This window comes from Luteibacter sp., from assembly GCF_009912395.1.
GTDB lineage: Bacteria > Pseudomonadota > Gammaproteobacteria > Xanthomonadales > Rhodanobacteraceae > Luteibacter.
The window spans coordinates 129,690-153,400 of record NZ_WNDO01000003.1 but is presented as its reverse complement, the minus strand read 5'-3'; the positions used below and the strand labels follow the sequence as shown (position 1 = coordinate 153,400).

At 65.2% G+C, this 23,711-nt stretch carries 21 protein-coding genes; 15 read left to right on the top strand and 6 right to left on the bottom strand.

The genetic code is table 11. From position 1 onward, the window contains the following. Positions 1-312: 312 nt before the first annotated feature. From rimP to gyrA, 13 genes are all read left to right on the top strand, one after another. Positions 313-861 carry a ribosome maturation factor RimP gene (gene rimP, locus GAK28_RS05020; RefSeq protein WP_291775883.1) on the top strand — a complete coding sequence of 183 codons (549 nt, stop codon included), beginning with the start codon at positions 313-315 and terminating at the stop codon, positions 859-861. Between the two features lie 52 nt (positions 862-913). Then, a complete protein-coding gene (gene nusA / locus GAK28_RS05015) occupies positions 914-2,419 on the top strand; it encodes a transcription termination factor NusA (RefSeq protein ID WP_291775881.1) in 1,506 nt (501 codons plus the stop codon). 135 nt (positions 2,420-2,554) lie between these two features. Then, on the top strand, positions 2,555-5,467 hold the full coding sequence (infB, locus tag GAK28_RS05010) for a translation initiation factor IF-2 (protein ID WP_291775880.1): 2,913 nt from the start codon (positions 2,555-2,557) through the stop codon (positions 5,465-5,467). Positions 5,468-5,527: 60 nt separating this feature from the next. Further along, entirely contained in the window at positions 5,528-5,899 is a 372-nt protein-coding gene (gene rbfA, locus GAK28_RS05005; RefSeq protein WP_291775878.1) for a 30S ribosome-binding factor RbfA, read from the top strand. 102 nt (positions 5,900-6,001) lie between these two features. Then, positions 6,002-6,916, top strand: coding sequence for a tRNA pseudouridine(55) synthase TruB (gene truB, locus GAK28_RS05000; protein WP_291775875.1), 915 nt, complete (start codon positions 6,002-6,004; stop codon positions 6,914-6,916). A 144-nt stretch (positions 6,917-7,060) separates the two neighbouring features. Then, positions 7,061-7,330, top strand: a complete 270-nt coding sequence (rpsO, locus tag GAK28_RS04995) for a 30S ribosomal protein S15 (RefSeq protein ID WP_291775872.1) — start codon at positions 7,061-7,063, stop codon at positions 7,328-7,330. A 30-nt stretch (positions 7,331-7,360) separates the two neighbouring features. Then, positions 7,361-9,466: a polyribonucleotide nucleotidyltransferase gene (pnp, locus tag GAK28_RS04990; RefSeq protein ID WP_291775870.1), complete on the top strand. Its 2,106-nt coding sequence runs from the start codon at positions 7,361-7,363 to the stop codon at positions 9,464-9,466. A gap of 179 nt (positions 9,467-9,645) precedes the next feature. Beyond that, positions 9,646-10,548 carry a poly(R)-hydroxyalkanoic acid synthase subunit PhaE gene (locus GAK28_RS04985; RefSeq protein WP_291775868.1) on the top strand — a complete coding sequence of 301 codons (903 nt, stop codon included), beginning with the start codon at positions 9,646-9,648 and terminating at the stop codon, positions 10,546-10,548. Beyond that, the gene (locus GAK28_RS04980; protein WP_291775866.1) at positions 10,545-11,612 is read left to right on the top strand and encodes a class III poly(R)-hydroxyalkanoic acid synthase subunit PhaC; all 1,068 of its coding nucleotides are present in this window, start codon (positions 10,545-10,547) and stop codon (positions 11,610-11,612) included. The genes GAK28_RS04985 and GAK28_RS04980 overlap by 4 nt, the downstream gene beginning before the upstream one ends. Before the next feature lie 7 nt (positions 11,613-11,619). Continuing rightward, positions 11,620-12,117, top strand: coding sequence for a DUF2165 domain-containing protein (locus GAK28_RS04975; protein ID WP_291775864.1), 498 nt, complete (start codon positions 11,620-11,622; stop codon positions 12,115-12,117). Positions 12,118-12,195: 78 nt separating this feature from the next. After that, positions 12,196-13,227, top strand: coding sequence for an S-methyl-5-thioribose-1-phosphate isomerase (gene mtnA, locus GAK28_RS04970; protein WP_291775861.1), 1,032 nt, complete (start codon positions 12,196-12,198; stop codon positions 13,225-13,227). Then, positions 13,224-13,637: a GtrA family protein gene (locus GAK28_RS04965; protein ID WP_291775859.1), complete on the top strand. Its 414-nt coding sequence runs from the start codon at positions 13,224-13,226 to the stop codon at positions 13,635-13,637. Before mtnA ends, GAK28_RS04965 begins: the two co-directional genes overlap by 4 nt. Positions 13,638-13,778: 141 nt before the next feature. Then, positions 13,779-16,409: a DNA gyrase subunit A gene (gene gyrA, locus GAK28_RS04960; RefSeq protein WP_291775857.1), complete on the top strand. Its 2,631-nt coding sequence runs from the start codon at positions 13,779-13,781 to the stop codon at positions 16,407-16,409. 96 nt (positions 16,410-16,505) lie between these two features. Here the strand turns inward: gyrA and GAK28_RS04955 are convergent, their stop codons facing one another. Then, on the bottom strand, positions 16,506-16,988 hold the full coding sequence (locus tag GAK28_RS04955) for a peroxiredoxin (protein ID WP_291775855.1): 483 nt from the start codon (positions 16,986-16,988) through the stop codon (positions 16,506-16,508). Between the two features lie 158 nt (positions 16,989-17,146). Between GAK28_RS04955 and GAK28_RS04950 the strand changes: the two genes are divergently transcribed. Both GAK28_RS04950 and GAK28_RS04945 read left to right on the top strand, forming a co-directional pair. Next, positions 17,147-17,599: an Hsp20/alpha crystallin family protein gene (locus GAK28_RS04950; protein ID WP_291775852.1), complete on the top strand. Its 453-nt coding sequence runs from the start codon at positions 17,147-17,149 to the stop codon at positions 17,597-17,599. A 91-nt stretch (positions 17,600-17,690) separates the two neighbouring features. Continuing rightward, entirely contained in the window at positions 17,691-18,605 is a 915-nt protein-coding gene (locus GAK28_RS04945) for a DnaJ C-terminal domain-containing protein (protein ID WP_291775850.1), read from the top strand. 88 nt (positions 18,606-18,693) lie between these two features. Here GAK28_RS04945 and pilH read toward each other — a convergent pair whose 3' ends face one another. From pilH to odhB, 5 genes are all read right to left on the bottom strand, one after another. Beyond that, positions 18,694-19,059 (bottom strand): twitching motility response regulator PilH, encoded by a 366-nt coding sequence (gene pilH, locus GAK28_RS04940; RefSeq protein ID WP_291775849.1) that lies wholly within the window; start codon positions 19,057-19,059, stop codon positions 18,694-18,696. A 128-nt stretch (positions 19,060-19,187) separates the two neighbouring features. Then, positions 19,188-20,180 (bottom strand): acryloyl-CoA reductase, encoded by a 993-nt coding sequence (locus GAK28_RS04935; RefSeq protein WP_291775848.1) that lies wholly within the window; start codon positions 20,178-20,180, stop codon positions 19,188-19,190. Positions 20,181-20,188: 8 nt separating this feature from the next. Then, entirely contained in the window at positions 20,189-20,788 is a 600-nt protein-coding gene (locus GAK28_RS04930) for a TIGR00730 family Rossman fold protein (RefSeq protein WP_291775847.1), read from the bottom strand. Between the two features lie 144 nt (positions 20,789-20,932). After that, positions 20,933-22,360 (bottom strand): dihydrolipoyl dehydrogenase, encoded by a 1,428-nt coding sequence (gene lpdA, locus GAK28_RS04925; protein WP_291775844.1) that lies wholly within the window; start codon positions 22,358-22,360, stop codon positions 20,933-20,935. 110 nt (positions 22,361-22,470) lie between these two features. Continuing rightward, positions 22,471-23,706 (bottom strand): 2-oxoglutarate dehydrogenase complex dihydrolipoyllysine-residue succinyltransferase, encoded by a 1,236-nt coding sequence (gene odhB / locus GAK28_RS04920; protein WP_291775842.1) that lies wholly within the window; start codon positions 23,704-23,706, stop codon positions 22,471-22,473. Between the last annotated feature and the right edge of the window lie 5 nt (positions 23,707-23,711).

Sequence of the window (23,711 nt, the reverse complement as noted above, 5' to 3'; positions counted from 1 at the left end):
ACATGGCGCCCGCGCCGAACGGGCTCCTTGCACGATGGAAGAAAAATGCGATAGAATTCGTGAATCTTAAAGCGCCGATGACGAATATTCCGGCTTTCGTGTCCGCGGCGTTTCAGGAACTTTCTTTTTACAAGAAAGCCTCCTCGTGAGGCTTTTTTGTTGGGCGCATGGAAGCGTCCTGCGACACACTGTGAGCGCCGTCAGGGCATCGCGGAGGGCGCTGGAGGAGAGTGTCGGGATACATCGGCGACGAAAGGAATGGGCCGCTCGAGCCCTTTTTTTGTTTCTGGCGACCGGAAAATCGCAGGCATCGTGGACAACAACGCACTATCACAGCGCTTCTCCGACATCGTGGCCGAACTGGGCCTCGAAGTCCTTGGCATCGATTTTTCCCCGTCCGACGGGCAGAGCACGCTGCGCGTGTACCTGGACGTCACGGAGGTCGAACGCGAGCGTCGCGAGGCCGCCGAGCAGCCGCCCGAAGTGAATATCGAGGATTGCGAAGCCGCAAGCCGCGAGTTCTCGGCGTGGCTCGACGTTGAAGATCCGATTCCCGGCAACTATGTACTGGAAGTCTCCTCTCCCGGCATCGACCGCCCCCTGTTCACGGCGGCGCAGTTCGGCCGGGTCTCCGGCCAGGAAGTGAAGGTGCTGCTCAAGGCTCCCATCGAGGGGCGCCGGCGCCTGAAGGGCAACGTCGTTGAAGTAAACGGCGAGCACATTGTGCTGGAAGGCGAGGCTGGCCGATTCGAATTCGAACATGCGGACGTCGAAAGCGCCCGCGTGGTTCCCGACTGGGTGGCACTCGGCTATGCGCCGCAGCCGAAGCCCAAGCCGGGCGCCAAGAAGAAAACCAAATAACGAAACACGAAACGACGGGGTGCCCCAGGGGCCCCTCATGGGAGTAGCGGCAATGAGCAAAGAAATTTTGCTGGTAGTCGAGGCGGTCGCCAACGAGAAGGGCGTGCCGCACGAAGTCATTTTCCAAGCCTTGGAAGCGGCGTTGGCCTCGGCCGCCAAGAAGCGCTACCCCGACGAGGATCCGGATATCCGGGTCGAGATCGATCGCAAATCGGGTGAGTACGAGACCTTCCGCTCGTGGGAAATCATCGCCGACGATGGCGAGATGGAAGATCCGTCCTACCAGATCCGTCTCATGGACGCCGAAGACGAAGCCGAAGGGCAGCCGGTGGAAGTGGGTGGCTCGATCGAGCACCAGGTCGAAAACGCCGAATTCGGTCGCATCGCGGCGCAGGCGGCCAAGCAGGTCATCGTGCAGCGCGTCCGCGAAGCCGAGCGCCAGCTGGTGGTCGACGCCTTCCAGGATCGCGTGGGCGAGCTGGTCACCGGCATCGTCAAGCGCGTCGAGCGCGGCAACATTTATCTCGACCTGGGCAGCAATGCCGAGGCCTTCATCCCGCGCGACAAGACGATTCCCCGTGAATCGCATCGCGTCGGCGACCGCGTGCGCGGTTACCTGTTCGAGGTGAAGTCGGAAGTCCGTGGCCCGCAGCTGTTCGTGTCGCGCAGCGCGCCGGAATTCATGATCGAGCTGTTCAAGCTCGAAGTGCCGGAAGTCGGTCAGGGCCTCGTCGAGATCAAGGGCTGCGCCCGCGATCCGGGCGATCGCGCCAAGATCGCCGTGGTCGCCCACGACAGCCGCACCGATCCCATCGGTGCCTGCATCGGCATGCGCGGTTCGCGCGTGCAGGCGGTGTCCAACGAGCTCAACGGCGAGCGCGTCGACATCATCCTGTGGCACGAGAACCAGGCCCAGTACGTCATCAATGCGATGGCGCCGGCTGAAGTGCAGTCGATCATCATGGATGAGGACAAGCACTCCATGGACATCGCGGTCGCCGAGGACAAGCTGTCCCAGGCCATCGGTCGCGGTGGCCAGAACGTGCGCCTCGCCAGCAAGCTCACGGGCTGGCAGCTCAACGTCATGACGCAGGACCAGGTCACGGCCAAGAGCGAAGCCGAGCAGCAGGCCGCGCTCAGCCTCTTCATGGACAAGCTCGAAGTCGACGAGGAAATCGCCGGCATCCTGGTCTCGGAAGGCTTCTCCTCGGTCGAGGAAATCGCCTACGTGCCCAGCGGCGAGCTGCTTGCCGTGGAAGGCTTCGACGAGGACATCGTGGAAGAACTGCGCGCCCGCGCCCGCGACGCCCTGCTCACCGAAGCACTGGCCGTCGAGGAGAACGTCGAAGGCCCGTCGCAGGAATTGCTTGAGCTCGACGTCATGGACGAGGCTACGGCCTTCGCCCTGCTCGAGCGTAGCGTGAAGACGCTCGACGACCTGGGTGACCTGGCCGTCGACGAGCTCATCGATATCGAAGGCATGACCGAAGATCGCGCCAAGCAGCTGATCATGGCTGCGCGCGCACCGATGATCGCCCGCCTGGAGAAGGGTGGCTAAGCGCGGGACCGGAAGCGCCCCGGAGGGGCGCTCCGAGGAAGGTCGAAGGCCTTCCGCCAAGGATGGAGGCAGCCGTACGGGTCATCTGAACGGCACGTAAGGTGGGTACGCGCGGGAAAGGCGGAGTAAAGAAACATGTCAGACATGACGATCAAACAACTGGCTCAGAACATGAAAACTCCTGTCGAGAAGCTCTTGGGGCAGCTCGATCAAGCCGGTATGAAATTCAATAGCGAAGAGCAGACCATCAGCAGCACCGAAAGGATGAAGCTGCTCGGATTCCTGCGTCGCTCGCATGGCAAGAGCGATGCCGTTGCCGACGAAACCGGTGATGCGTCGCCTCGCCAGATCACCCTGAAGCGCCGCACGGTCGGCGAGCTGAAGGTGAACTCGGGCACGGGTCGCGGCGCGGGTCCGGCCAAGACGGTCAACGTCGAGGTCCGTACCAAGCGTACCTACGTCAAGCGCAGCACCATCGCCGAGGAATCCGGCGTGGACGCCGAGCACGACGAGGCCGCTAGCCTCCAGGCCGAATCGCAGGCCCAGCGCGAGCACGAAGAAGCGCAGCGTCGCGAGGAAGCCGAGCGTCGCGCGGCGGAAGAGTCGGCCCGTCAGGCCGCCGAGGCCGAAGCGCGACGCCATGAAGAAGAAGCCGCCGAAGCCCGTCGCCGGGCCGAAGCCGAGCAGCAGGCCGCCGCCGAGCGCGCCCGTGCCGACGCGGAAGCCCGCGCCGTCGCCGAGGCCGCCGAAGCGGAAGCCCGTAGCGCCGCACCTGGCACGCCGCCGGCTGCCGCCGCGTCGGCCGGTGACGACGCGCCGACCCATCAGGTGGCCAAGTTCGATACGCGCTCGCTCGGCATGATCCTGCCGCGCATCCATGAGCCGCGTAAGCGTGAGCGCGTGGTGTCCAAGCCCGCTCCGCCGCCGGCCCCGGCTCCTGCACCGACCCCGGCTCCCGCGCCGGCCGCTCGTCCTGCCGCGTCCGCCGCTCCGGCGCCGCGTCCGGCACCGGGTGCCGTCGCAGCGGCCAACGATACGCGTGGCAACGCCCGTCCCAAGCATGGTGGCGGTGGCGGCAACACGGCGGGTGGCGGTCGTAACGATCGCGAAGCCGGTGGCAAGCGTTTCGCCGGTGGCGAGATGCACCTGTCCGACGCCGATCGTGCTCGCCGCTCCAGCGGCAAGGGCGGTCGTGGCAAGCCGGGCAGGGGCGGTCGCATCGAACCGTCGCGCAGCTCCGCCTCGTCCGGCGGTCCGCACGGCTTCACGCGTCCCACCGCCGCGGTGGTGCGCGAAGTGGTCATCGGTGACAACAACCTTGTCACCGAGCTGGCCCAGAAGATGGCCGTGAAGGGCGCCGAAGTCGTCAAGACGCTGTTCAAGATGGGCGTCATGGCGACCATCAATCAGACGATCGACCACGACACCGCCGCGCTGGTGGTCGAAGAACTCGGCCACACGCCGGTTCGCGCTACCGACAACGACGCGGAAGCCGCACTCGCCACGCATACGCAGAACGCGGAACTGGACGGCGAGAAGGTCAGCCGTCCGCCGGTGGTCACCATCATGGGCCACGTCGACCACGGCAAGACCTCGCTGCTGGATTACATCCGTCGCACCAAGGTCGCCTCGGGCGAAGCGGGTGGCATCACGCAGCACATCGGCGCTTATCACGTCGAGACCAGCCGTGGCGTCGTCACCTTCCTCGACACCCCGGGCCACGCGGCGTTCACCGCGATGCGTGCTCGTGGCGCGCAGTCCACGGATATCGTGGTGCTCGTGGTCGCTGCCGACGACGGTGTGATGCCGCAGACGCAGGAAGCCGTGAAGCATGCGCGCGCCGCCAAGGTGCCGCTGATCGTGGCGCTGACCAAGATGGACAAGTCCGACACCAACGTGGACCACGTCAAGCAGGGTCTCGCGAACCTCGAAGTCATCCCGGAAGACTGGGGCGGCGACACGCAGTTCGTGCCTGTCTCGGCCAAGACTGGCATGGGCATCGACGAGCTGCTCGACGCGATCTCGATCCAGGCCGAAGTGATGGAGCTGAAGGCCGTGGCCGACGGCCGCGCCTCGGGCGTGGTCATCGAATCGAGCCTCGACCGCGGTCGTGGCCCGGTCGCCACCGTGCTGGTGCAGCAGGGCACGCTGAAGAAGGGCGACTTCGTCGTCTGCGGCGTGGAATACGGCCGCATGCGTGCGCTGATCGACGAAACGGGCAAGCAGGTCGGCGAAGCCGGCCCGTCCATCCCGGTGCAGGTGCTGGGTCTGTCCGGCGTGCCGGAGTCGGGTGACGACTTCGTGGCCGTCAAGGACGAGCGTCTTGCTCGTGAAGTGGCTGCCGAGCGTCAGCAGAAGCGTCGCGAAAACCGCTTGGTCACCAAGTCGAACCACCTGGAAGACATCATGGCCCAGATGGGTCAGGGCGAAGGCCAGCAGACCCTCAACATCCTGGTCAAGGCCGATGTGCAGGGTTCGGTGGAAGCGCTCCGCGACTCGCTGACCCAGATCGGCAACGACATGGTGAAGGTGAACGTCATCGCCTCCGGCGTGGGTGGCATCACCGAGTCGGAAGCCCAGCTGGCAGCGGCCTCCAAGGCGTTGATCATCGGCTTCAACGTCCGTGCCGACGCCTCGGCACGCAAGGTGATCGATACCTCGGGCCTCGACGTCCGTTACTTCTCGATCATCTACGACGTCATCGACCAGGTGAAGCAGGCGGCGTCCGGTCTGCTCGGCGTGGAAATCCGCGAAGAGATCATCGGTGTCGCCCAGGTCCGCGACGTGTTCCGTTCGTCGAAGTTCGGCGCGGTGGCCGGTTGTATGGTCATCGAGGGCATCGTCAAGCGCTCCAAGCCGATCCGCGTGCTCCGTGACAACGTCGTGGTGTTCCAGGGCGAACTGGAATCGCTGCGTCGCTTCAAGGAACTGGTGGACGAAGTCCGCAACGGCACCGAATGCGGTATCGCCGTGAAGCAGTACAACGACGTGAAGGTCGGCGACCAGATCGAATGCTTCGAGCGTATCGAAGTCGCCCGCACGCTGTAATCGCAAGCCATCGCCTCCCCGGTACGCCGGGGAGGCTTTTATCGTTTATAGGAGGCGGATATGCCGTCCCGTGATTTCAAACGCACCGACCGCGTCTCCGCCGAGCTTCGTCGCGAGATCGGCCTGCTGGTGCATGCCGCCGTGCGCGACCATGGCTTGCCGTCGGTGAGCGTTTCCGACGTGGAAACCACCAAGGATCTCGACGTCGCCACGGTGTGGGTCACCGCGTTGATGCCCGAGAAATCGGTCGAGGCCGTCAAGGCGCTCAAGGAGCTGGCCAAGGAGTTTCGTCGCGAGCTGTCGCGCACGATGCGCCTGCGCCGCGTGCCCGAACTGCGCTTCAAGTACGACGAGTCCGTCGATCGCGGCGAGCGCATCGAAACGCTGCTGCGCGAAAACCCGGTCCCGCCGGCCCCGGCCGAAGACGAATAACTCTGTAGGAGCGCGCTTGCGCGCGATGGGCCTGGCGATGAACGACCTGATCGCCAGGCCCATCGCGCGCAAGCGCGCTCCTACATTTATCTTTAGCTCCTTATGAATCGCCGCTCCTTTCGTGACATCCACGGCATCCTCCTGCTCGACAAGCCGCTCGGCCTGAGTTCCAACCAGGCCTTGCAGACGGCGCGTCGGCTCGTGGGCGCGGCCAAGGGCGGGCATACCGGCAGCCTCGATCCGCTGGCTACCGGCCTGCTGCCCTTGTGCTTCGGCGAGGCGACCAAGATCGCCGGCTGGCTGCTTGGCTCGCGCAAGGCCTACGAGGCCGAGGTGCGTCTGGGCGTCACCACGACCACGGCCGACCTCGAGGGCGAGGTGGTCGAGACCAAGGATGTCCCCGTGCTGGACGACGCCATGATCGAGGCGGCGCTGGCGCCGCTGCGCGGGCACATCGTGCAGATCCCGCCCGCGTACTCGGCGATCAAGCAGGACGGTGTTCCGCTCTACGTTCGCGCCCGGCGCGGCGAGGCGGTGGATGTCCCGGCCCGCGAGGTCGATGTCTATCGCCTGGACGTGATCGAGCGGGCAGGGGACACGGTCCGTCTTCACGTCGAATGCGGCTCGGGCACCTACGTGCGCAGCCTGGCCGTCGACTTTGGCGCGAACCTCGGCTGCGGCGCCCACCTGACCGGCCTGCGCCGGACCTGGGTGGAGCCCTTCATGGCCCCGGCCATGATCACCCTGGACCAGCTCCGGTCCGCCGCCGAGACAGGTCCCGACCCGCTCGACGCCTGCCTGCTGCCCGTCGAGGCCGGCCTGGCCCATATTCTCCGGGTGGAACTTGATCCTGCCCAGACCCGCGTGCTCGGCTTCGGCCAGCCCGTGCCGCTGGCCGATATCCCCGCTGGGCGTTGCGGCGTCTGGGGTGCCGACGGTCGCCTGATGGCCCTGGGAGAGGTGGGCGAGGACGGGATTCTGAAGGTTCTCAGGGGCTTCAATCTGCCCGCGCCCTGACCGGGCTTGTTGCCGCTACTCCGGGGACGTTACAATTACGTGCTCGTTTAACGGCTTTCATCAAAAGCGAGGCTTGCGCAACTTCATCGGGGGCCGTTGAGGTTGCTCAAGTCTCGCATCCGCTTTTTTAAGGAATCGATACACATGTCGCTCACCGTCGAACAGACCAGCCAGATCATCAAGGACTACGGCCGCAAGGAAAACGACACCGGCTCGACCGAAGTCCAGGTCGCCCTGCTGTCCGCCAACATCACCGCGCTGCAGGATCACTTCCAGGCGCACAAGCAGGATCACCACTCGCGTCGTGGCCTGCTCAAGATGGTCAACAAGCGCAAGACGCTGCTGGCCTACCTCAAGAAGAGCGATCTCGCTCGTTATCAGAGCCTGATCGAACGCCTCGGCCTGCGTCGCTAATCCAACGAAACAGGACGAGGAGAGATCTCAGTGGCGAAAGTAACCAAGTCATTCCAGTACGGTAGTCACGAAGTCACACTGGAGACGGGCGAAATCGCCCGGCAGGCCTCCGGTGCTGTCATGGTCAGCATGGGCGGCACCGTCGTCCTCGTGACCGTGGTCGCCGCCCCCAAGGCGCGCGACGGCCAGGACTTCTTCCCGCTCACGGTCGACTACACGGAGAAGTTCTACTCCGCCGGTCGCATCCCGGGCGGCTTCTTCAAGCGCGAAGGCCGCCCGACGGAAAAGGAGACGCTTACCTCGCGTCTCATCGACCGTCCGCTGCGCCCGCTCTTCCCGGAAGAGTTCCGCAACGAAGTGCAGGTGATCGCCCAGGTCGTCTCGCTGAACCCGGAAGTCGACGGTGACATCCCGGCGCTGCTCGGCGCCTCGGCCGCCATGGCCCTCGCCGGCGTGCCCTTCAAGGGCCCGATCGGTGCCGCCCGCGTCGGCTACGCCAACGGTCAGTACCTGCTGAACCCGACGGCCACCGAGCTGAAGACCTCCGACCTCGACCTCGTCGTCGCCGGTACGGCCAACGCCGTGCTGATGGTGGAATCCGAAGCCAAGCTGCTCAGCGAAGACGTCATGCTCGGCGCCGTGGTCCACGGCCACCAGCAGATGCAGGCCGCGATCAACGCGATCAACGCCTTCGTCGCCGAAGCCGGTGCCAAGACCTTCAAGTGGGAAGCCCCGGCTGCGAAGACCGCGCTGTACGACGCCGTCAAGGCCGCCGTCGGCACGCGCTTCAGCGAAGCCTTCCAGATCCGCGACAAGCTGGCCCGTCGCGACGTCATCAGCGCGCTGAAGGCCGACGTCAAGACCGCCATCGCGTCCGACGCCGAAGCCAACGGCTGGACCGATGCCGACATCGGCGCCGCTTTCGGTGAAGTCGAGTACCGCACCCTGCGTGACGGCGTGCTCGCCACCAAGGTCCGCATCGACGGCCGCCAGCTCGACGACGTTCGCCCGATCTCGGTCCGCGTCGGCGTCCTGCCGCGCACCCACGGTTCGGCGCTGTTCACCCGCGGCGAAACCCAGGCGCTGGTCGTGGCCACGCTCGGCACCACCCGCGACGCGCAGATCATCGACGCGCCGGAAGGCGAGTCGAAGGACACCTTCCTGTTCCATTACAACTTCCCTCCGTTCTCGGTGGGCGAGACCGGTCGCTTCGGCGCTCCGAAGCGTCGCGAGATCGGCCACGGCCGCCTCGCCAAGCGCGGCGTGCAGGCCGTCAAGCCGACGATCGAAGAGTTCCCGTACGTGGTCCGCGTCGTCTCGGAAATCACCGAGTCGAACGGTTCCTCGTCGATGGCCTCGGTCTGCGGCTCGTCGCTCGCGATGATGGACGCCGGTGTGCCGCTCAAGGCTCCCGTCGCCGGTATCGCGATGGGTCTGGTGAAGGAAGGCAACGACTTCGTCGTGCTCTCCGACATCCTGGGTGACGAAGACCACCTCGGCGACATGGACTTCAAGGTGGCCGGTAGCGCCGATGGCGTGTCCGCGCTGCAGATGGACATCAAGATCGACGGCATCACCGAAGAGATCATGCGCACGGCGCTGGCCCAGGCCAAGCGCGGTCGCCTGCATATCCTCGGCGAAATGGCGAAGGTCATGAGCACGGCCCGTTCGGAGATGTCCGAGTACGCGCCGCGCCTGCTCACCATCAAGATCCACCCGGACAAGATCCGCGAAGTCATCGGCAAGGGCGGCGCCACCATCCGCTCGATCACCGAAGAGACCGGCACCACCATCGACATCACCGACGACGGCAACGTCGTGATCGCCTCGGTCAACCGCGACGCCGCCGAAGCGGCCCGCAAGCGCATCGAGCAGATCGTTTCGGACGTCGAGCCGGGCCGCATCTACGAGGGCAAGGTCGCCAAGCTGATGGACTTCGGCGCGTTCGTCACCATCATGCCGGGCAAGGACGGCCTCGTGCACGTCTCGCAGATCTCCAGCGAGCGTGTCGAGAAGGTCTCCGACAAGCTGAAGGAAGGCGACATCGTCAAGGTCAAGGTCCTCGAAGTCGACAAGCAGGGCCGTATCCGCCTGTCGATGAAGGCCGTCACCGAAGAAGAGAACGCCGCGGGCTGATCCATCGCCCCTGTGGTCTAAAAAGCCCGGCATCGCAAGATGCCGGGTTTTTTTATGCCCGTTCGTCGCTGCCCCTGCCGTTGTAGGAGCGCGCTTGCGCGCGATGGGAGGTGTCGCAAGCTCCCATCGCGCGCAAGCGCGCTCCTACATGTGTCGGGCAGGCGCGGTACGATTAGCGCATGTCCGAAAAGACCAATGATTTCATCGACCAGTACCAGGCCTTCGTCCGCGATGGCGTGGAAGCCTGGGCGCGCCAGTTCGATCCCAAGGCCGGCCCGGCCGTCACGCCGTCGCCCGATATCGTCGGACGCCTGTTCTCCGGCCTGGACGGCTATGGCGACTGGCTGCGCTCGGTGATGGGCGGGCAAGCCCCGACATCGCCCTTCGGCATGGGGACGCCGCCCTTCGGGCAGGCTGCTCCCGGCGCACCGTCGTTCGGTTTCGGCCCGCCTCCGGGTGCCCAGCCGGGTACCGAGCGGTTCGACGACTGGGCGAAGGTGGCTCGCGAGGCCTTGTCGCTGCCGGCCTTCGGGATCACCCGCGAGCAGCAGGAGGAACAGCAGGCCCTGCTGCGCGCCTGGATCGACTACGCCGAGCAGTACACCCGCTACCAGACACTGTTGCAGGGCGTGCACGACCGGGCCTCCGAGGCGCTGCGTCATCAGCAGGCCCCCACGGACGCCGACTCCATGCGTTCGCTCTACGATCGCTGGGTAAACCTGGCGGAGGAGAGCTACGCGCAGGCCGCGCTATCGGCGGAGTTCCGCGAGGTCTACGCGGCGCTGGTCAATGCGCAGATGCGCCTGAAGCTGCTCCAGCAACGCCAGATCGAACGCCTGTCCGCGCAGGCCGGCATGCCCACCCGCAAGGAAGTGGATAGCCTCGGCGAACGCCTCCAGGCAATGCGCCGCGAATTGCGCCAGATGCAGGGGCTGGCCGCCGAGGTCGAGGCGCTGAAGGCCGAGATCGCCACGCTGCGAGCCAAACCGGCCAAGGCGCCCACGAAAACCGCCGCACCGAAGAAGGCTGCCGTCGCCAAAAAGGCCACGCGCAAGACCGCGACCCGGAAAACCTCGCGATGACCGACGCTCCCTTCCATATCGATCCGGAGCGTGCCCGCGCCGAGATGGAAGCGTTCCGTCGCAAGCTCGAAGCCGGCATGGAGACGCTCCGCCACGTCGGCCCGGTGGAACTGGGCGCGACGCCGCGCGAAATCGTATACACGGAAGACAAGCTGACGCTCTGGCACTTCAAGGGCGAGAAGGCGCCCACGGCGAAAACGCCGCTGTTGATCTGCTACGCGCTGGTCAACACGCCGTGGATGGTCGACCTCCAGGAAGACCGCTCGATGGTGCGCAACCTGCTCGCGCAGGGCGAGGATGTCTACCTGGTGGACTGGGGTTATCCCGATGGCGCCGACCGCTGGCTCACGCTGGAGGACTACATCGACGGCTACCTCGATCGTTGCGTCGACGAAGTGCGTCGCCGGCACGGCCTGGACGCGATCAACCTGCTCGGCATCTGCCAGGGCGGCGTGTTCTCGCTGTGCTACTCGGCATTGCATCCGGAGAAAGTGCGCAACCTCGTCACCATGGTGACGCCGGTCGATTTCCATACGCCGGACAACATGCTTTCGCACTGGGCGCGCAACGTCGACATCGACTTGTTCGTCGACACCGTCGGCAACGTACCCGCCGACCTCATGAATTTCGCGTACCTCACGCTCAAGCCGCTGCGCCTCAACCAGCAGAAGTACGTCGGCCTTGTCGACATTCTCGATAACCCGAAGGAACTGGAAAATTTCCTGCGCATGGAGAAGTGGATCTTCGACTCGCCGGACCAGGCGGGCGAGACATTCCGTCAGTTCGCGCGCGATTTCTTCCAGAAGAACCTGCTGATGCAGGGCAGGATCCAGATCGGAAAGCGACAGGTGGATCTGAAACGCGTGACCCAGCCCGTGCTGAACATCTACGCCGAGCAGGATCACCTGGTACCACCTGCGGCCTCCACGCCGATGCGCGAGGCGATCGGTAGCGAGGATTACACCGCGCTGGCGTTTCCCGGTGGCCATATCGGCATCTATGTCTCCGGGCGCGCGCAGAAGCTGGTGCCCCCGGCCATCCATGAGTGGTTGAACCAGAGGTGACATCCGCATGATCTCTCGTTGGTCCAAGGTGGCGATGGCCCTGGCGCTAGCCCTGTTTGCCCTTATCGTCACGTTCGACAACCTGATCGACTATGGATCGAATTTCGCCTTCGTGCAGCACGTGCTGTCGATGGACACCACCTTTCCCGGCAATGCCCTGATGGGTCGGGCGATCACGTTGCCGCTGGCCTGGCATGTCGCCTATGTCGCGATCATCGCGGGGGAGGGCCTCACGGCCTTGTTGCTCCTGCTGGGCGCGATTGAACTGTGGGTGGCGCGCCACCAGTCAATGGCCGCCTTCCAGCGCGCCAAGCGTTTCGTGATCGCCGGTTGCACCGTCGGCTTCCTTGTCTGGTTCTTCGGTTTCATGGTGGTCGGTGGCGAATGGTTCGCCATGTGGCAATCGAAGACCTGGAACGGCCAGGAAGGCGCATTCCGCTTCTACATGGCGCTGCTGGGCGCATTGGTCTTCGTCAACCAGCCCGACCCCGACCCCGACCTGTAGGAGCGCGCTTGCGCGCGATGGGCGCGACTCACCTCTCCGTACCGATCGCGCGCAAGCGCGCTCCTACATGGATGCGGGATGGGGGATAATGGCCGGATGAACACCTCCGCCTCCCACGACTCCATCCGCGCCGTGCAGTGGCGCGGCGACCGCCTGCGCCTGCTCGACCAGCGCCGCCTCCCCGCCGAGGAGCTCTGGTTCGACTGCGTCTCCTACGATGACGTCACGCGAGCCATTCGCGACCTTGCCGTGCGCGGTGCGCCCGCGATCGGCATCGCCGCGGCGTGGGGCGTAGTACTGGCCGCGAAAGCCGGCGACGACCTGCCGAAGGCCCTGGCCGTCCTGCGCGCGGCGCGCCCCACGGCGGTGAACCTGATGTGGGCGCTGGATCGCATGAAGGCGCGCATCGATGCGGGCGCCGATGCCGCCGCGCTGGAGCGCGAGGCCCAAGCGATCCAGGACGAAGACCTGGCCGCCAATCGCCACATGGGCGAGCTGGGTGCTGCGTTGATCGAGCCGGGCTCGCACGTGATGACCCATTGCAACACGGGCTCGCTCGCCACGGCGGGCTACGGCACGGCTTTGGGCGTGATCCGCGCGGGCGTGGAAGCGGGCCGCATCGAGCACGTCTACGCCGGCGAAACGCGCCCTTGGCAGCAGGGTGCCCGACTCACCATGTGGGAACTGGTCCGCGACGGTATCCCGGCGAAGCTGATCGCCGATTCGGCCGCGTCGCACCTCATGAAGGACGGCAAGGTGAAGTGGGTGATCGTCGGCGCGGATCGTATCGCCGCCAACGGCGACACCGCCAACAAGATCGGCACCTACCAGCTCGCCATCGCCGCGCGCCATCACGGCGTGAAGTTCATGGTGGTGGCGCCGTCCACCACGGTGGACATGGCCACGGCCAGCGGGGAAGACATCGAGATCGAACTGCGCGACGCCACCGAACTGCTGTCCGTGGGCGGCACGCGCACGGTGATCGAAGGCGCCGATGCCTGGAATCCGGTGTTCGACGTGACCCCGGCCGAGCTGATCGACGCCATCGTCACCGAGCGTGGCGTGATCCTGAAGCCCGACGAAGAGCAGATGCGGATTATGTTCCCGTGAGTCGCCTGCGTCGCGAAATCGCGCTGTTCGCCGTGGGTGGCGTGCTCGGTTTCGCGATCGACGGCGGCATCGCCCAGGGCCTCGTCCGGTTGGCGGGCTGGAACGTCTACAGCGCACGCGTGGTGTCCTTCCTGGCCGCCGCCACCTTCACCTGGTGGTGGAGCCGCCACCAGACCTTCGCGCACCGCGAATCCGGACGCGACCAGCGCTCCGAATGGCTGCATTGGATGGGCCTGATGCTGGTCGGCGCCGCCTTCAACAACGGTGCCTACGTGCTCGCCATCCATCTGTTTCCCGCGCTTCACGCGTGGCCGATCGTCGCCGTCGCGGCGGGATCGGTGGCGGGCGCCGTCGCCAACTTTGTGCTGGCAAGGACACTGCTTTTCACTGCCCCCAAAACACCTATTTAAGTCACTGATTTAAAAGGTGTTTTTGCTGTCTTTTCGGCACCTGTTGTGATATCATCGGCGGGTTGGGTCGACCGCGTCGCGATGCCGCGGCAGTTGGCGGTCGACGGGGGCATTTTCACGGATTTTCCAGGAAGCCGATTGATGGCAGAACTCGCCAAAGAAGTCATCCGCGTCAACATCGAAGACGAGATGCGCCAGAGCTATCTCGACTACGCGATGAGCGTCATCGTCGGGCGCGCGCTGCCCGATGTGCGTGACGGCCTGAAGCCGGTGCACCGACGCGTGCTGTTCGCGATGAACGAGCTGGGCAACGCCTGGAACAAGCCCTACAAGAAGTCGGCGCGCGTCGTCGGTGACGTCATCGGTAAATACCATCCGCATGGCGACGCCTCCGTGTACGACACCATCGTCCGCATGGCGCAGCCGTTCTCGCTGCGCTACATGCTGGTCGACGGCCAGGGCAACTTCGGTTCGGTGGACGGCGACAACGCGGCAGCCATGCGATACACCGAGGTGCGCATGGCGCGCCTCACGCACGAGCTGCTCGCCGACATCGACAAGGAAACCGTCGACTTCGGACCGAACTACGACGAAAGCGAGAGCGAGCCGCTGGTGCTTCCCACCCGCGTGCCGAACCTGCTCGTCAACGGTTCCGCCGGCATCGCGGTGGGCATGGCGACGAACATTCCGCCGCACAACATGACCGAGGTCATCAACGCCACGCTGGCCCTCATCGAGGAGCCTTCGCTGGGCGTCGACGAGCTGATGACCCACATCCCGGGCCCTGATTTCCCCACCGCCGGCATCATCAACGGCTCGTCGGGCATCATCGAGGCCTACCGCACCGGTCGCGGCCGCATTCTCGTGCGCGCACGCGCCGAGATCGAGACCGAAGCCAACGGCCGCGAGACGATCATCGTCCACGAGCTGCCGTACCAGGTGAACAAGGCGCGTCTGATCGAGAAGATCGCCGAGCTGGTCAAGGAAAAGAAACTCGAAGGCATCAGCGAGCTGCGCGACGAGTCCGACAAGGACGGCATGCGCGTGGTCATCGAGATCCGCCGCGATGCCATGGGCGATGTGGTGCTGAACAACCTGTTCCAGCAGACGCAGCTCCAGGTCACCTTCGGCATCAACATGGTCGCGCTGCTCGACGGCCAGCCGAAGCTGCTGAACCTCAAGGACATCCTTGAGGCGTTCATCCGCCATCGTCGCGAAGTCGTTACCCGCCGCACCATCTTCGAACTGCGCAAGGCCCGCCAGCGCGCCCATATCCTCGAAGGCCTGACGGTCGCGCTCGCCAACATCGACGAGATGATCGAGCTGATCCGCACCTCGAACTCCTCGCAGGAAGCGCGCGAGCGCATGGTCGCCCGCAAGTGGGAGCCGGGCATGGTCCGCTCGCTGCTGGCTGCCACGGGTGCCGAAGCCTCGCGTCCGGAAGACATGGATCCGCGTGACGGTCTCAGCGACGGCGGCTACCAGCTGTCCGAAGCCCAGGCCACCGAAATCCTGCAGATGCGTCTGCATCGCCTCACCGGCCTGGAGCAGGAAAAACTCTCCGACGAGTACCGCGAGATCCTCAAGGTCATCGGCGAGCTCATCGAGATCCTCGAAAATCCGGTGCGCCTGCTCGAAGTCATCCGCGAAGAGCTGGAGCAGATCCGCACAGACTACGGCGACGCGCGTCGCACCGAGATTCAGCACTCGCAGGAAGACCTCAACGTCCTCGACCTAATCGCGCCGGAAGACGTCGTGGTCACGCTCTCGCACACCGGTTACGTGAAGCGTCAGGCCGCCAGCCTGTACCGTGCGCAGAAGCGCGGCGGCAAGGGCCGTTCGGCGTCGGCGCTGAAGGACGAGGATGTGGTGCAGCAGCTGTGGGTGGTGAACACCCATGACACGCTGCTCACCTTCACCAGCACCGGTCGCGTCTACTGGCTCAAGGTGTACCAGATGCCGGAAGCCGGCCCGGGTGCGCGTGGCAAGCCCATCGTGAACCTGTTGCCGCTGGGCGAGGGCGAGAAGGTGCAGGCCGTGTTGCCCATCCGCGACTACGATCCGACGTGCTACGTCTTCTTCGCCACCCGCAAGGGCACGGTCAAGAAGACCCCGCTCACCGAGTTCGAGTTCCAGCTGCAGAAGGGCAAGGCCGCCATCAATCTCGACGAGGGCGATGCGCTGGTCGATGTGGCCATGACCAACGGCGAAAGCGACGTGCTCCTGTTCGCGTCCAACGGCAAGGTCGTGCGTTTCGACGAGAACAAGGTGCGCTCCATGGGCCGCACCGCGACCGGCGTGCGCGGCATGCTGCTGGCGGATGACGCTACGGTGGTGTCGCTCATCGTCGCCCACGGCGACGGTGACATCCTCACCGCCACGGCGCGTGGCTTCGGCAAGCGCACCGTGCTCGAGGATTTCCCGAAGAAGGGGCGCGGCACGCAGGGCGTCATCGGCATCCAGTGCTCCGAGCGCAACGGCAACCTCGTCGCCGCCACACAGGTCACCGAGACCCAGCAGCTGATGCTGATCTCCGACCAGGGCACCCTCGTGCGTACCCGCGTTTCCGAGGTCGCCCAGGTGAGCCGCAACACGCAGGGCGTCACGCTCATCAAGTTGCCGAAGGACGAGACCCTGATCGGTGTCGTTCGCCTGGAAGCCGAAGAAGAGATCGAGGGTGAAGGCGAAACGCTGAACGGAGAAGCGGCGGCCGATGCACCGCCGGTGGAATCCGGTCCGGTCGCCGACGACAACGAGTCGCCGGAAGCCTGATGAAAAAACCCGCCGAAAGGCGGGTTTTTTTTGCAATGCTCTTGTAGGAGCGCGCTTGCGCGCGATCGCGCGCAAGCGCGCTCCTACAGATACAGGTCAGGCCTCGACGGCTTCGAGCATCGCCTCGGCGGACGACACCTTGAACTCGCCCGGCGCCTCCACGTTCAGCACCTTCACCACGCCATCGACGATGTGCATGGCGAAGCGCTTCGCACGGATACCCATGCCATTCTTCGTACCATCGAGTTCGAGGCCGAGGGCACGGGTGAACGTGGCGTTGCCGTCGGCCAGGAGCGCCATATCGTCGGGAATGCCGCGCTCCTTGCCCCAGGCCTCCATCACGAAGGGATCATTGACCGACAGGCAGGCGACCTTCACGCCACGCGTGCGGAAATCCTCGATGTGCTGGATGTAACCCGGAAGATGCTTGTTGGAGCAGGTGGGCGTGAACGCGCCAGGCACCGCGAAGAGCACGACCTTGCCTTCGCCGAGCACCTCGCGTGCGCTGACGAACTGGATGCCATCCTTGTAGATGCTGACGGAAGCTTCGGGAATGCGTTCACCAACGGCGATGGTCATGAGGATGAGCCTCTTGGGGAAAGCGCGCAGTGTAAGCGAGCCCGGTTAAGCTGAAGCGACGGCAACTGGATCGATCGCCCCCTTGAATCGCGATCGGGCGCTCATATGTTTGACCTCAGACGGCCGAGGGGCCGGAAAACTTCTTTGGAGTCAAACAGATGAACCAGCTTCGTCATGTCGCTTTCCGTCGCTCGCCGGCCCTCGGCGCCGACCTGCGCAATGTGTTCGATCACTTCTTCGGTAGCGAGATCGCCGCGCCCACCGCCGCGCCCGAATCCGCCTGGGCACCGCGCGTCGACATTCGTGAAGAAGACGGCCGCTTCCTGATCCTCGCCGACGTGCCGGGTGTCGACCTGGCCGATATTGAAATCCAGATGGACAAGAACGTGCTGAGCATCAAGGGCGAGCGAAAGGCCTATACCAGTGAGGCCGAAGGCAAGTACGCTCGCGTCGAGCGCGTGGCAGGTGCGTTCAAGCGCAGCTTCACGCTTCCGGAAAGCGCCGACGCCGATGGCATCACCGCCGCGGGCCGGCATGGCGTGCTGGAGATCGCGATTCCGAAGAAAGCGCAGAGCGCACCGCGTCGCATCGCGATCAACGCCGCGGGCTGATTCGGTCTAAGCTTGCAAGCCTGGCCCGCGGTGGATAGGTCCACCGCGGGTCTTTCGTTTTTGGTTTATCGACACAAGCGCGGGAGAGCCTGTGGAGTTCAAGGATTACTACGAGACCCTCGGGGTCAAGCCCGACGCCAGCGACGCCGACATCAAGGCGGCGTATCGCAAGCTTGCCCGTAAATACCATCCGGACAAGAACAAGGAGCTGGGTGCCGAGGAAAAATTCAAGGCGGTCAACGAGGCCAACGAGGCCTTGAAGGATCCCGAAAAACGTCGTGCCTACGACCAGTTCCGCGCCGGCGGCTATCGCCAGGGCGAACAGTTCCGGCCGCCGCCGGGCTGGGGCCAGGATGGCGGTTTCGATTTCGGCGACATGGGTGGCCGGGGCAACGGTGATTTCAGTGACTTCTTCGAAAGCCTGTTCGGCGGTGGCGGTGCGCGTGGACGGGGTCAGCAGCAGGCGCAGGCGCGCCGGGGCCGTGATATCCAGGCCAAGATCGAGACCGACCTGCAGACCGCCTACAACGGCGGCAAGACGCGGGTGGTGCTGAACGATTCGTCGGGCGGCGAGCGTGTGCTCGAGGTGAAGATCCCCGCGGGTATCACCTCTGGCCAGACGATCCGCCTGGGCGGGCAGGGGCACCCGGGTGCCGGTGGCGGCCCCTCGGGCGACCTGTTGCTGGAGATCGCCATCCGCGACGACGCGCGCTTCCGGCTGGAAGGCCGCACGGTGACGCATACCTTGCCGATTTCGCCCTGGGAGGCGGCCCTGGGCGCCACGGTGCCCGTGCCGACCCTCGGTGGGCATGTGGACCTGCGCATCCCCGCAGGCACGCAGTCGGGCCGCAAGCTGCGCCTGAAGGGGCGTGGCCTGCCGGGCTCGGAGCCGGGCGACCAGATCGTCGTTCTAGAGATTCGGGTGCCGGTACCCGAGACGCATGAGGAACAGGCCGCCTACGCGGAGTTCCAGGACGCGTTCGAGGATTTCGATCCGAGGCGCTGACTGATCTGTAGGAACGCGCTTGCGCGCGATGGGTGCTCGCCGCGACCCGCATCGCGCGCAAGCGCGCTCCTACAACGGTATGTCGGGTTCAGGCGGGCAAGTGCGCCTTCAGCGCCTTCACCAGCTCGTCTTCCTTGATCGGCTTGGTCACGTAGTCCTTCGCGCCTTGGCGCAGGCCCCATACCTTGTCGGTGTCCTGGTCCTTCGTGGTGACCAGGATGATCGGGATGTGCTTGGTGGTTTCTTCCTTGGCGATGGTGCGGGTGGCCTGGAAACCGTTGAGGTTGGGCATGACCACGTCCATCAGGATGAGGTCGGGCAGTTCGCGCTTGGCGACCTCGACGCCCTGGGCGCCGTCTTCCGCCGTGATGGCCTCATGGCCCAGCTTTTCAACGATGCGCTTGATGCCCAGCAACTGCGACGGCGAATCGTCGACGATCAGGATACGAGCCATTCACTTTCCCCCGGGACAGTGCCCGATGTGTTCTTATCTTTAGCCATGGTGACGAAAACCCGTCACGCGATGCGCTTCCGGCGAGGCCATTCTACCGGCCGCGGCCGACGTCGCAATGTCGGAATCTCCTAGGGGGCGATCCGCACCACCGTCCGGCCGAAGGATTCACCCGCCAGCATGGTGTCGAAAACGCCATGGACCTCGTCCAGACCGACGTCCCGCGTGCAGATGGTGTCGAGATGGCGCGGCCGCCAATCACCCGCAAGACGGCGCCAGACCTCCTCGCGAATATCGCGCGGACTGCCGGCCGAGGCCACGCCCAGCAGGCCGACGCCGCGAAGGATGAAGGGCAGCACGGTGGTGGATAGCTCCGGACCGCCCGCATTGCCGCAGATGGCGGCGTTGCCATAGGGCACGATACAAGGCAGCAAGCCGGCGAGCGTACGGCCGCCGACGTTGTCCAGCAGGCCGCCGTAGCGCGCCGATTCCAGCGGTTTGTCGCCGAAGGCCAGTTCGTGGCGATCCACGCAGGTGCTTGCGCCGAGTTGGCGCAAGGTATCGAAGCGATCGCGCTTGCCGCTGATGGCGTGCACCTCGTACCCGGCACCGCTGAAGATGTCGATGCCCAGCATGCCGACGCCACCCGTGGCGCCGGTGATCGCAATCGGGCCCTTGGTGGGTGTCTGCCGGTTGTCCGTCATGCGCAGCAGCGCCAGGGCCGCCGTGTAGCCGGCGGTGCCGATGATCATCGCCTCGCGCGTGGTCAGCGTGTCGGGTAGGGCGACTACCGCCGAGGCAGGCAGGCGCACGTAGTCGGCATAGCCGCCGTCCAGCGTCTCGGACAGGCCACAGCCGGTGGCAAGCACCCTGTCGCCTTCGCGGAACGCGGGCGACGTGGAGGCCGCCACCACGCCTGCGACATCAATGCCGCCGTTGAGCGGGAAGCGGCGAAGAATGCGGCCCTTGCCCGTCCCTGCGAGGGCGTCTTTGTAGTTCACCGACGACCATTCGGCGCGGATGACCACCTCGCCGGCCGTCAAGTCGTCGAGGGCGATGGTCTCGATGCCGGCGCGGTGGCCGGCGTCGTCCTGGTGGATGCGAAACGCACGGAACGGCTGCATGGGACGCCTCACTGGCTGTCGACGGCGCTCGGCGTGATCCACTTCGGGGTGTACGTGGACTCGTAGTGCTTCATCCAATCGAAGAGGGCGTCGATGCTTTCGCCGAACCAGACTTGGTCGCGCTGGATCTTCTTGACGAAGCCCTCGCCGACCATGTGGTCCATGGTGGCTGCCAACTGGCTATAGAAGCCGCGCACGTCGAGGTAGGCGCAGGGATAGGTATGCAGGCCGAGCTGCGCCCAGGTGAGCATCTCGAACATCTCGTCCATGGTGCCGAAGCCGCCGGGCAGGGCGACGAAGGCCTCGGACAGCTCGTACATGCGCGTCTTGCGCTGGTGCATCGTCTCGACGACGTGCATCTCGGTGAGGCCGGGATGGGCGACTTCCTTCTCGACCAACTGACGCGGGATCACGCCGATCACGCGACCGCCGGCGGCGAGCACGGCATCGGCCACCGTGCCCATCAGGCCGACCTTGCCACCGCCGTAAACGAGGGCGATGCCTTCCTTCGCGAGCCGCGTGCCGAAGGCCGTCGCGGCCTCGACATAGGCCGGATGCGAGCCGCTGCTGGAACCGCAGTAGACGCAGAGGGATTGGATGTTGCGCATGGTCGGGACCTCTCGATGTGTTTGTAGGAGCGCGCTTGCGCGCGATCGCGCGCAAGCGCGCTCCTACAAAGACACCATCGCGTCCCCGAAAACGACAAAGCCCGCCCATGCTTGCGCATGGACGGGCTTTTGCCAACAGGGCGATCAGTTGCCCTTGTGGATGGCGCGCTTGTCGACCGCGAGGGCGGCCTCGTGTACCACTTCGGACAGCGCCGGGTGGGCGTGCACGATGCGGGCGAGGTCTTCGGACGAGCCCTTGAACTCCATCGCCACGACGCACTCGTGGATCAGCTCGGAGACGACCGGGCCGACCATGTGGACGCCGAGGATGCGATCGGTTTCCGCGTGGGCGATCACCTTCACCTGGCCGACGCCTTCGTTCATCGCCACGGCACGGCCGTTGACCGAGAACGGGAAGGAACCGGTGCGGTAGGGCACGCCCTCTTCCTTGAGCTGCTCTTCGGTCTTGCCGACCCAGGAGATTTCCGGCTCGGTGTAGATGACCCAGGGCACCGTGTCGAGGTTGACGTGACCCGGCTTGCCAGCGATGAGCTCGGCGACCATGACGCCTTCTTCCGAACCCTTGTGGGCAAGCATCGGGCCGCGCACGGCATCGCCGATCGCCCAGACGCCGTCCACGCCGGTGTGGTTGTGCGCATCGACCACGATGCGGCCGCGCTCGTCGAGCTTCACGCCGGTGTCGTCGGCCAGCAGGCCGTCGGTGTAGGCGCGACGGCCCACGGCGACCAGGAGCTTGTCGACGACGAGGTTCTGCTCGGCGCCGTCCTTGTCGGTGTAGGTGAGGTGGACTTCGTCACCCTTGATCTCGGCCTTGGTGACCTTGGCGTTGACCTTGATGTCCAGGCCCTGCTTGGCGAACTCGCGCGCGGCGACCTTGGCGATGTCCTGGTCGGCGACCTGGAGGAACTTCGGCAGGGCTTCGAGGATGGTGACCTCGGCGCCGAGGCGCTTCCACACGCTGCCCAGCTCGAGGCCGATCACGCCGGCGCCGATCACGCCCAGGCGCTTCGGCACGGCCGGCAGGTCGAGCGCGCCGGTGTTGTCGATGATGTGCGTGTTGTCGAACTTGGCGAACGGCAGCTCGATGGGCACCGAGCCCGAGGCGAGGATGACGTTGGTGGCCGAGATCGTCTGCTTGCTGCCGTCATGGCCGCTGACTTCGACTTCGTTGCCCTTGAGCAGCTTGCCCTTGCCGAAGTACGAGGTGATCTTGTTCGCCTTGAGCAGCTGGCCGACGCCACCAGTGAACTGCTTGACGATCTTGTCCTTGCGGCCGATGAAGGTCGCGATGTCGATCTTCGGGTTCTCGGCGGTGATGCCGTGATCCTTGAAGTTGTGCGTCAGGTTGTGGAACTGCTTGGAGGAGTCCAGCAGCGCCTTGGAGGGGATGCAGCCCACGTTGAGGCAGGTGCCGCCCGGGGCGGCCTTGCCGTCCTTGCCGACGAAGGCGTCGATGATGGCGGTCTTCAGACCCAGCTGCGCGGCGCGGATCGCGGCCACATAGCCCGCGGGGCCTGCACCGATGACGATGACGTCGAACTTCTCGCTCATTTCCTTAGCTCCGGATGAAACAACGGTATGTGCTACCGGGGAATATGGGGGCGGAACATGAAAACGGGAGTCTTTCGACTCCCGTGTTCACATAGGCCTTCAACCGGCCATTACAGGCCGAGCAGCATGCGCTGCGGGTTTTCGAGCTGGTTCTTGATGTCGACCAGGAACAGCACGGCGTCGCGGCCGTCGATGATGCGGTGGTCGTAGGACAGCGCGATGTACATCATCGGGGCGGCCACCACCTGGCCGTTCTCGACGACCGGGCGCTCCTTGATCGTGTGCATGCCGAGGATGGCGCTCTGCGGCGGGTTCACGATGGGGGTGGAGAGCAGCGAACCGAAGGTGCCGCCGTTGGTGATGGTGAAGGTGCCGCCCTGGAGGTCATCCAGGCCGAGCTTGCCGTCACGGGCCTTCTTGGCGTAACCGAGGATGCCCTTCTCGACGTCGGCGAACGACATGTCCTGCACGTCGCGCAACACCGGCGTGACCAGGCCCTTGTCGGTCGACACGGCGATCGAGATGTCCTGGTAGCCGTGATAGATGATGTCGCTGCCATCGACCGAGGCGTTGATGACCGGGTAGCGCTTGAGGGCTTCGGTGGCGGCCTTCACGAAGAAGCTCATGAAGCCCAGCTTGACGCCGTTGCTCTTCTCGAACTGCTCGCCCAGGCTCTTGCGCAGCTTCACGACCTCGGCGAGGTTCACTTCGTTGAACGAGGTGAGCATCGCGATCGAGTTCTTTGACTGCATCAGGCGCTCGGCGATGCGGGTGCGGATGCGGGTCATCGGCACGCGCTCTTCCGGACGCGAACCCGGGGTGGGCTTGGCGGCGGGAGCGGCGGCGGCCGGGGCGGAACCGCCCTTCGAGGCGTTGACCAGGTCTTCCTTGGTCACGCGGCCATCGCGGCCAGTGCCGGCGACCTTGGACGGATCGATGTTTTCTTCCACGGCGACGCGGCGGCCGGCGGGGGAGAGCTCGTCGACGGCCTTGGTCTGAGAAAGGTCAATCGGGGCCGGAGTATGAACCGGCGGCGTCGGCTTAGAACCCTTTTCGGCCACCGAGGTATCGATGGGCTCAGGAGTCTTGACCGGAGGTGCGGCGGCAGCGCCTTCCTCGATCACGGCGATGACCTGGCTGCTGGTGACCGTGGAACCTTCTGCGAACTTGATTTCCTTGAGCACGCCGTCGACCGGGGCCGGAACTTCGAGGACGACCTTGTCGGTTTCCAGGTCGAGCAGGTTTTCGTCGCGCTTGACGGCGTCACCGGCCTTCTTGTGCCAAGTGGCGATGAGCGCGTCGGAGACCGACTCGGGCAGGACCGGTACTTTGACTTCGATGGACATGCTTG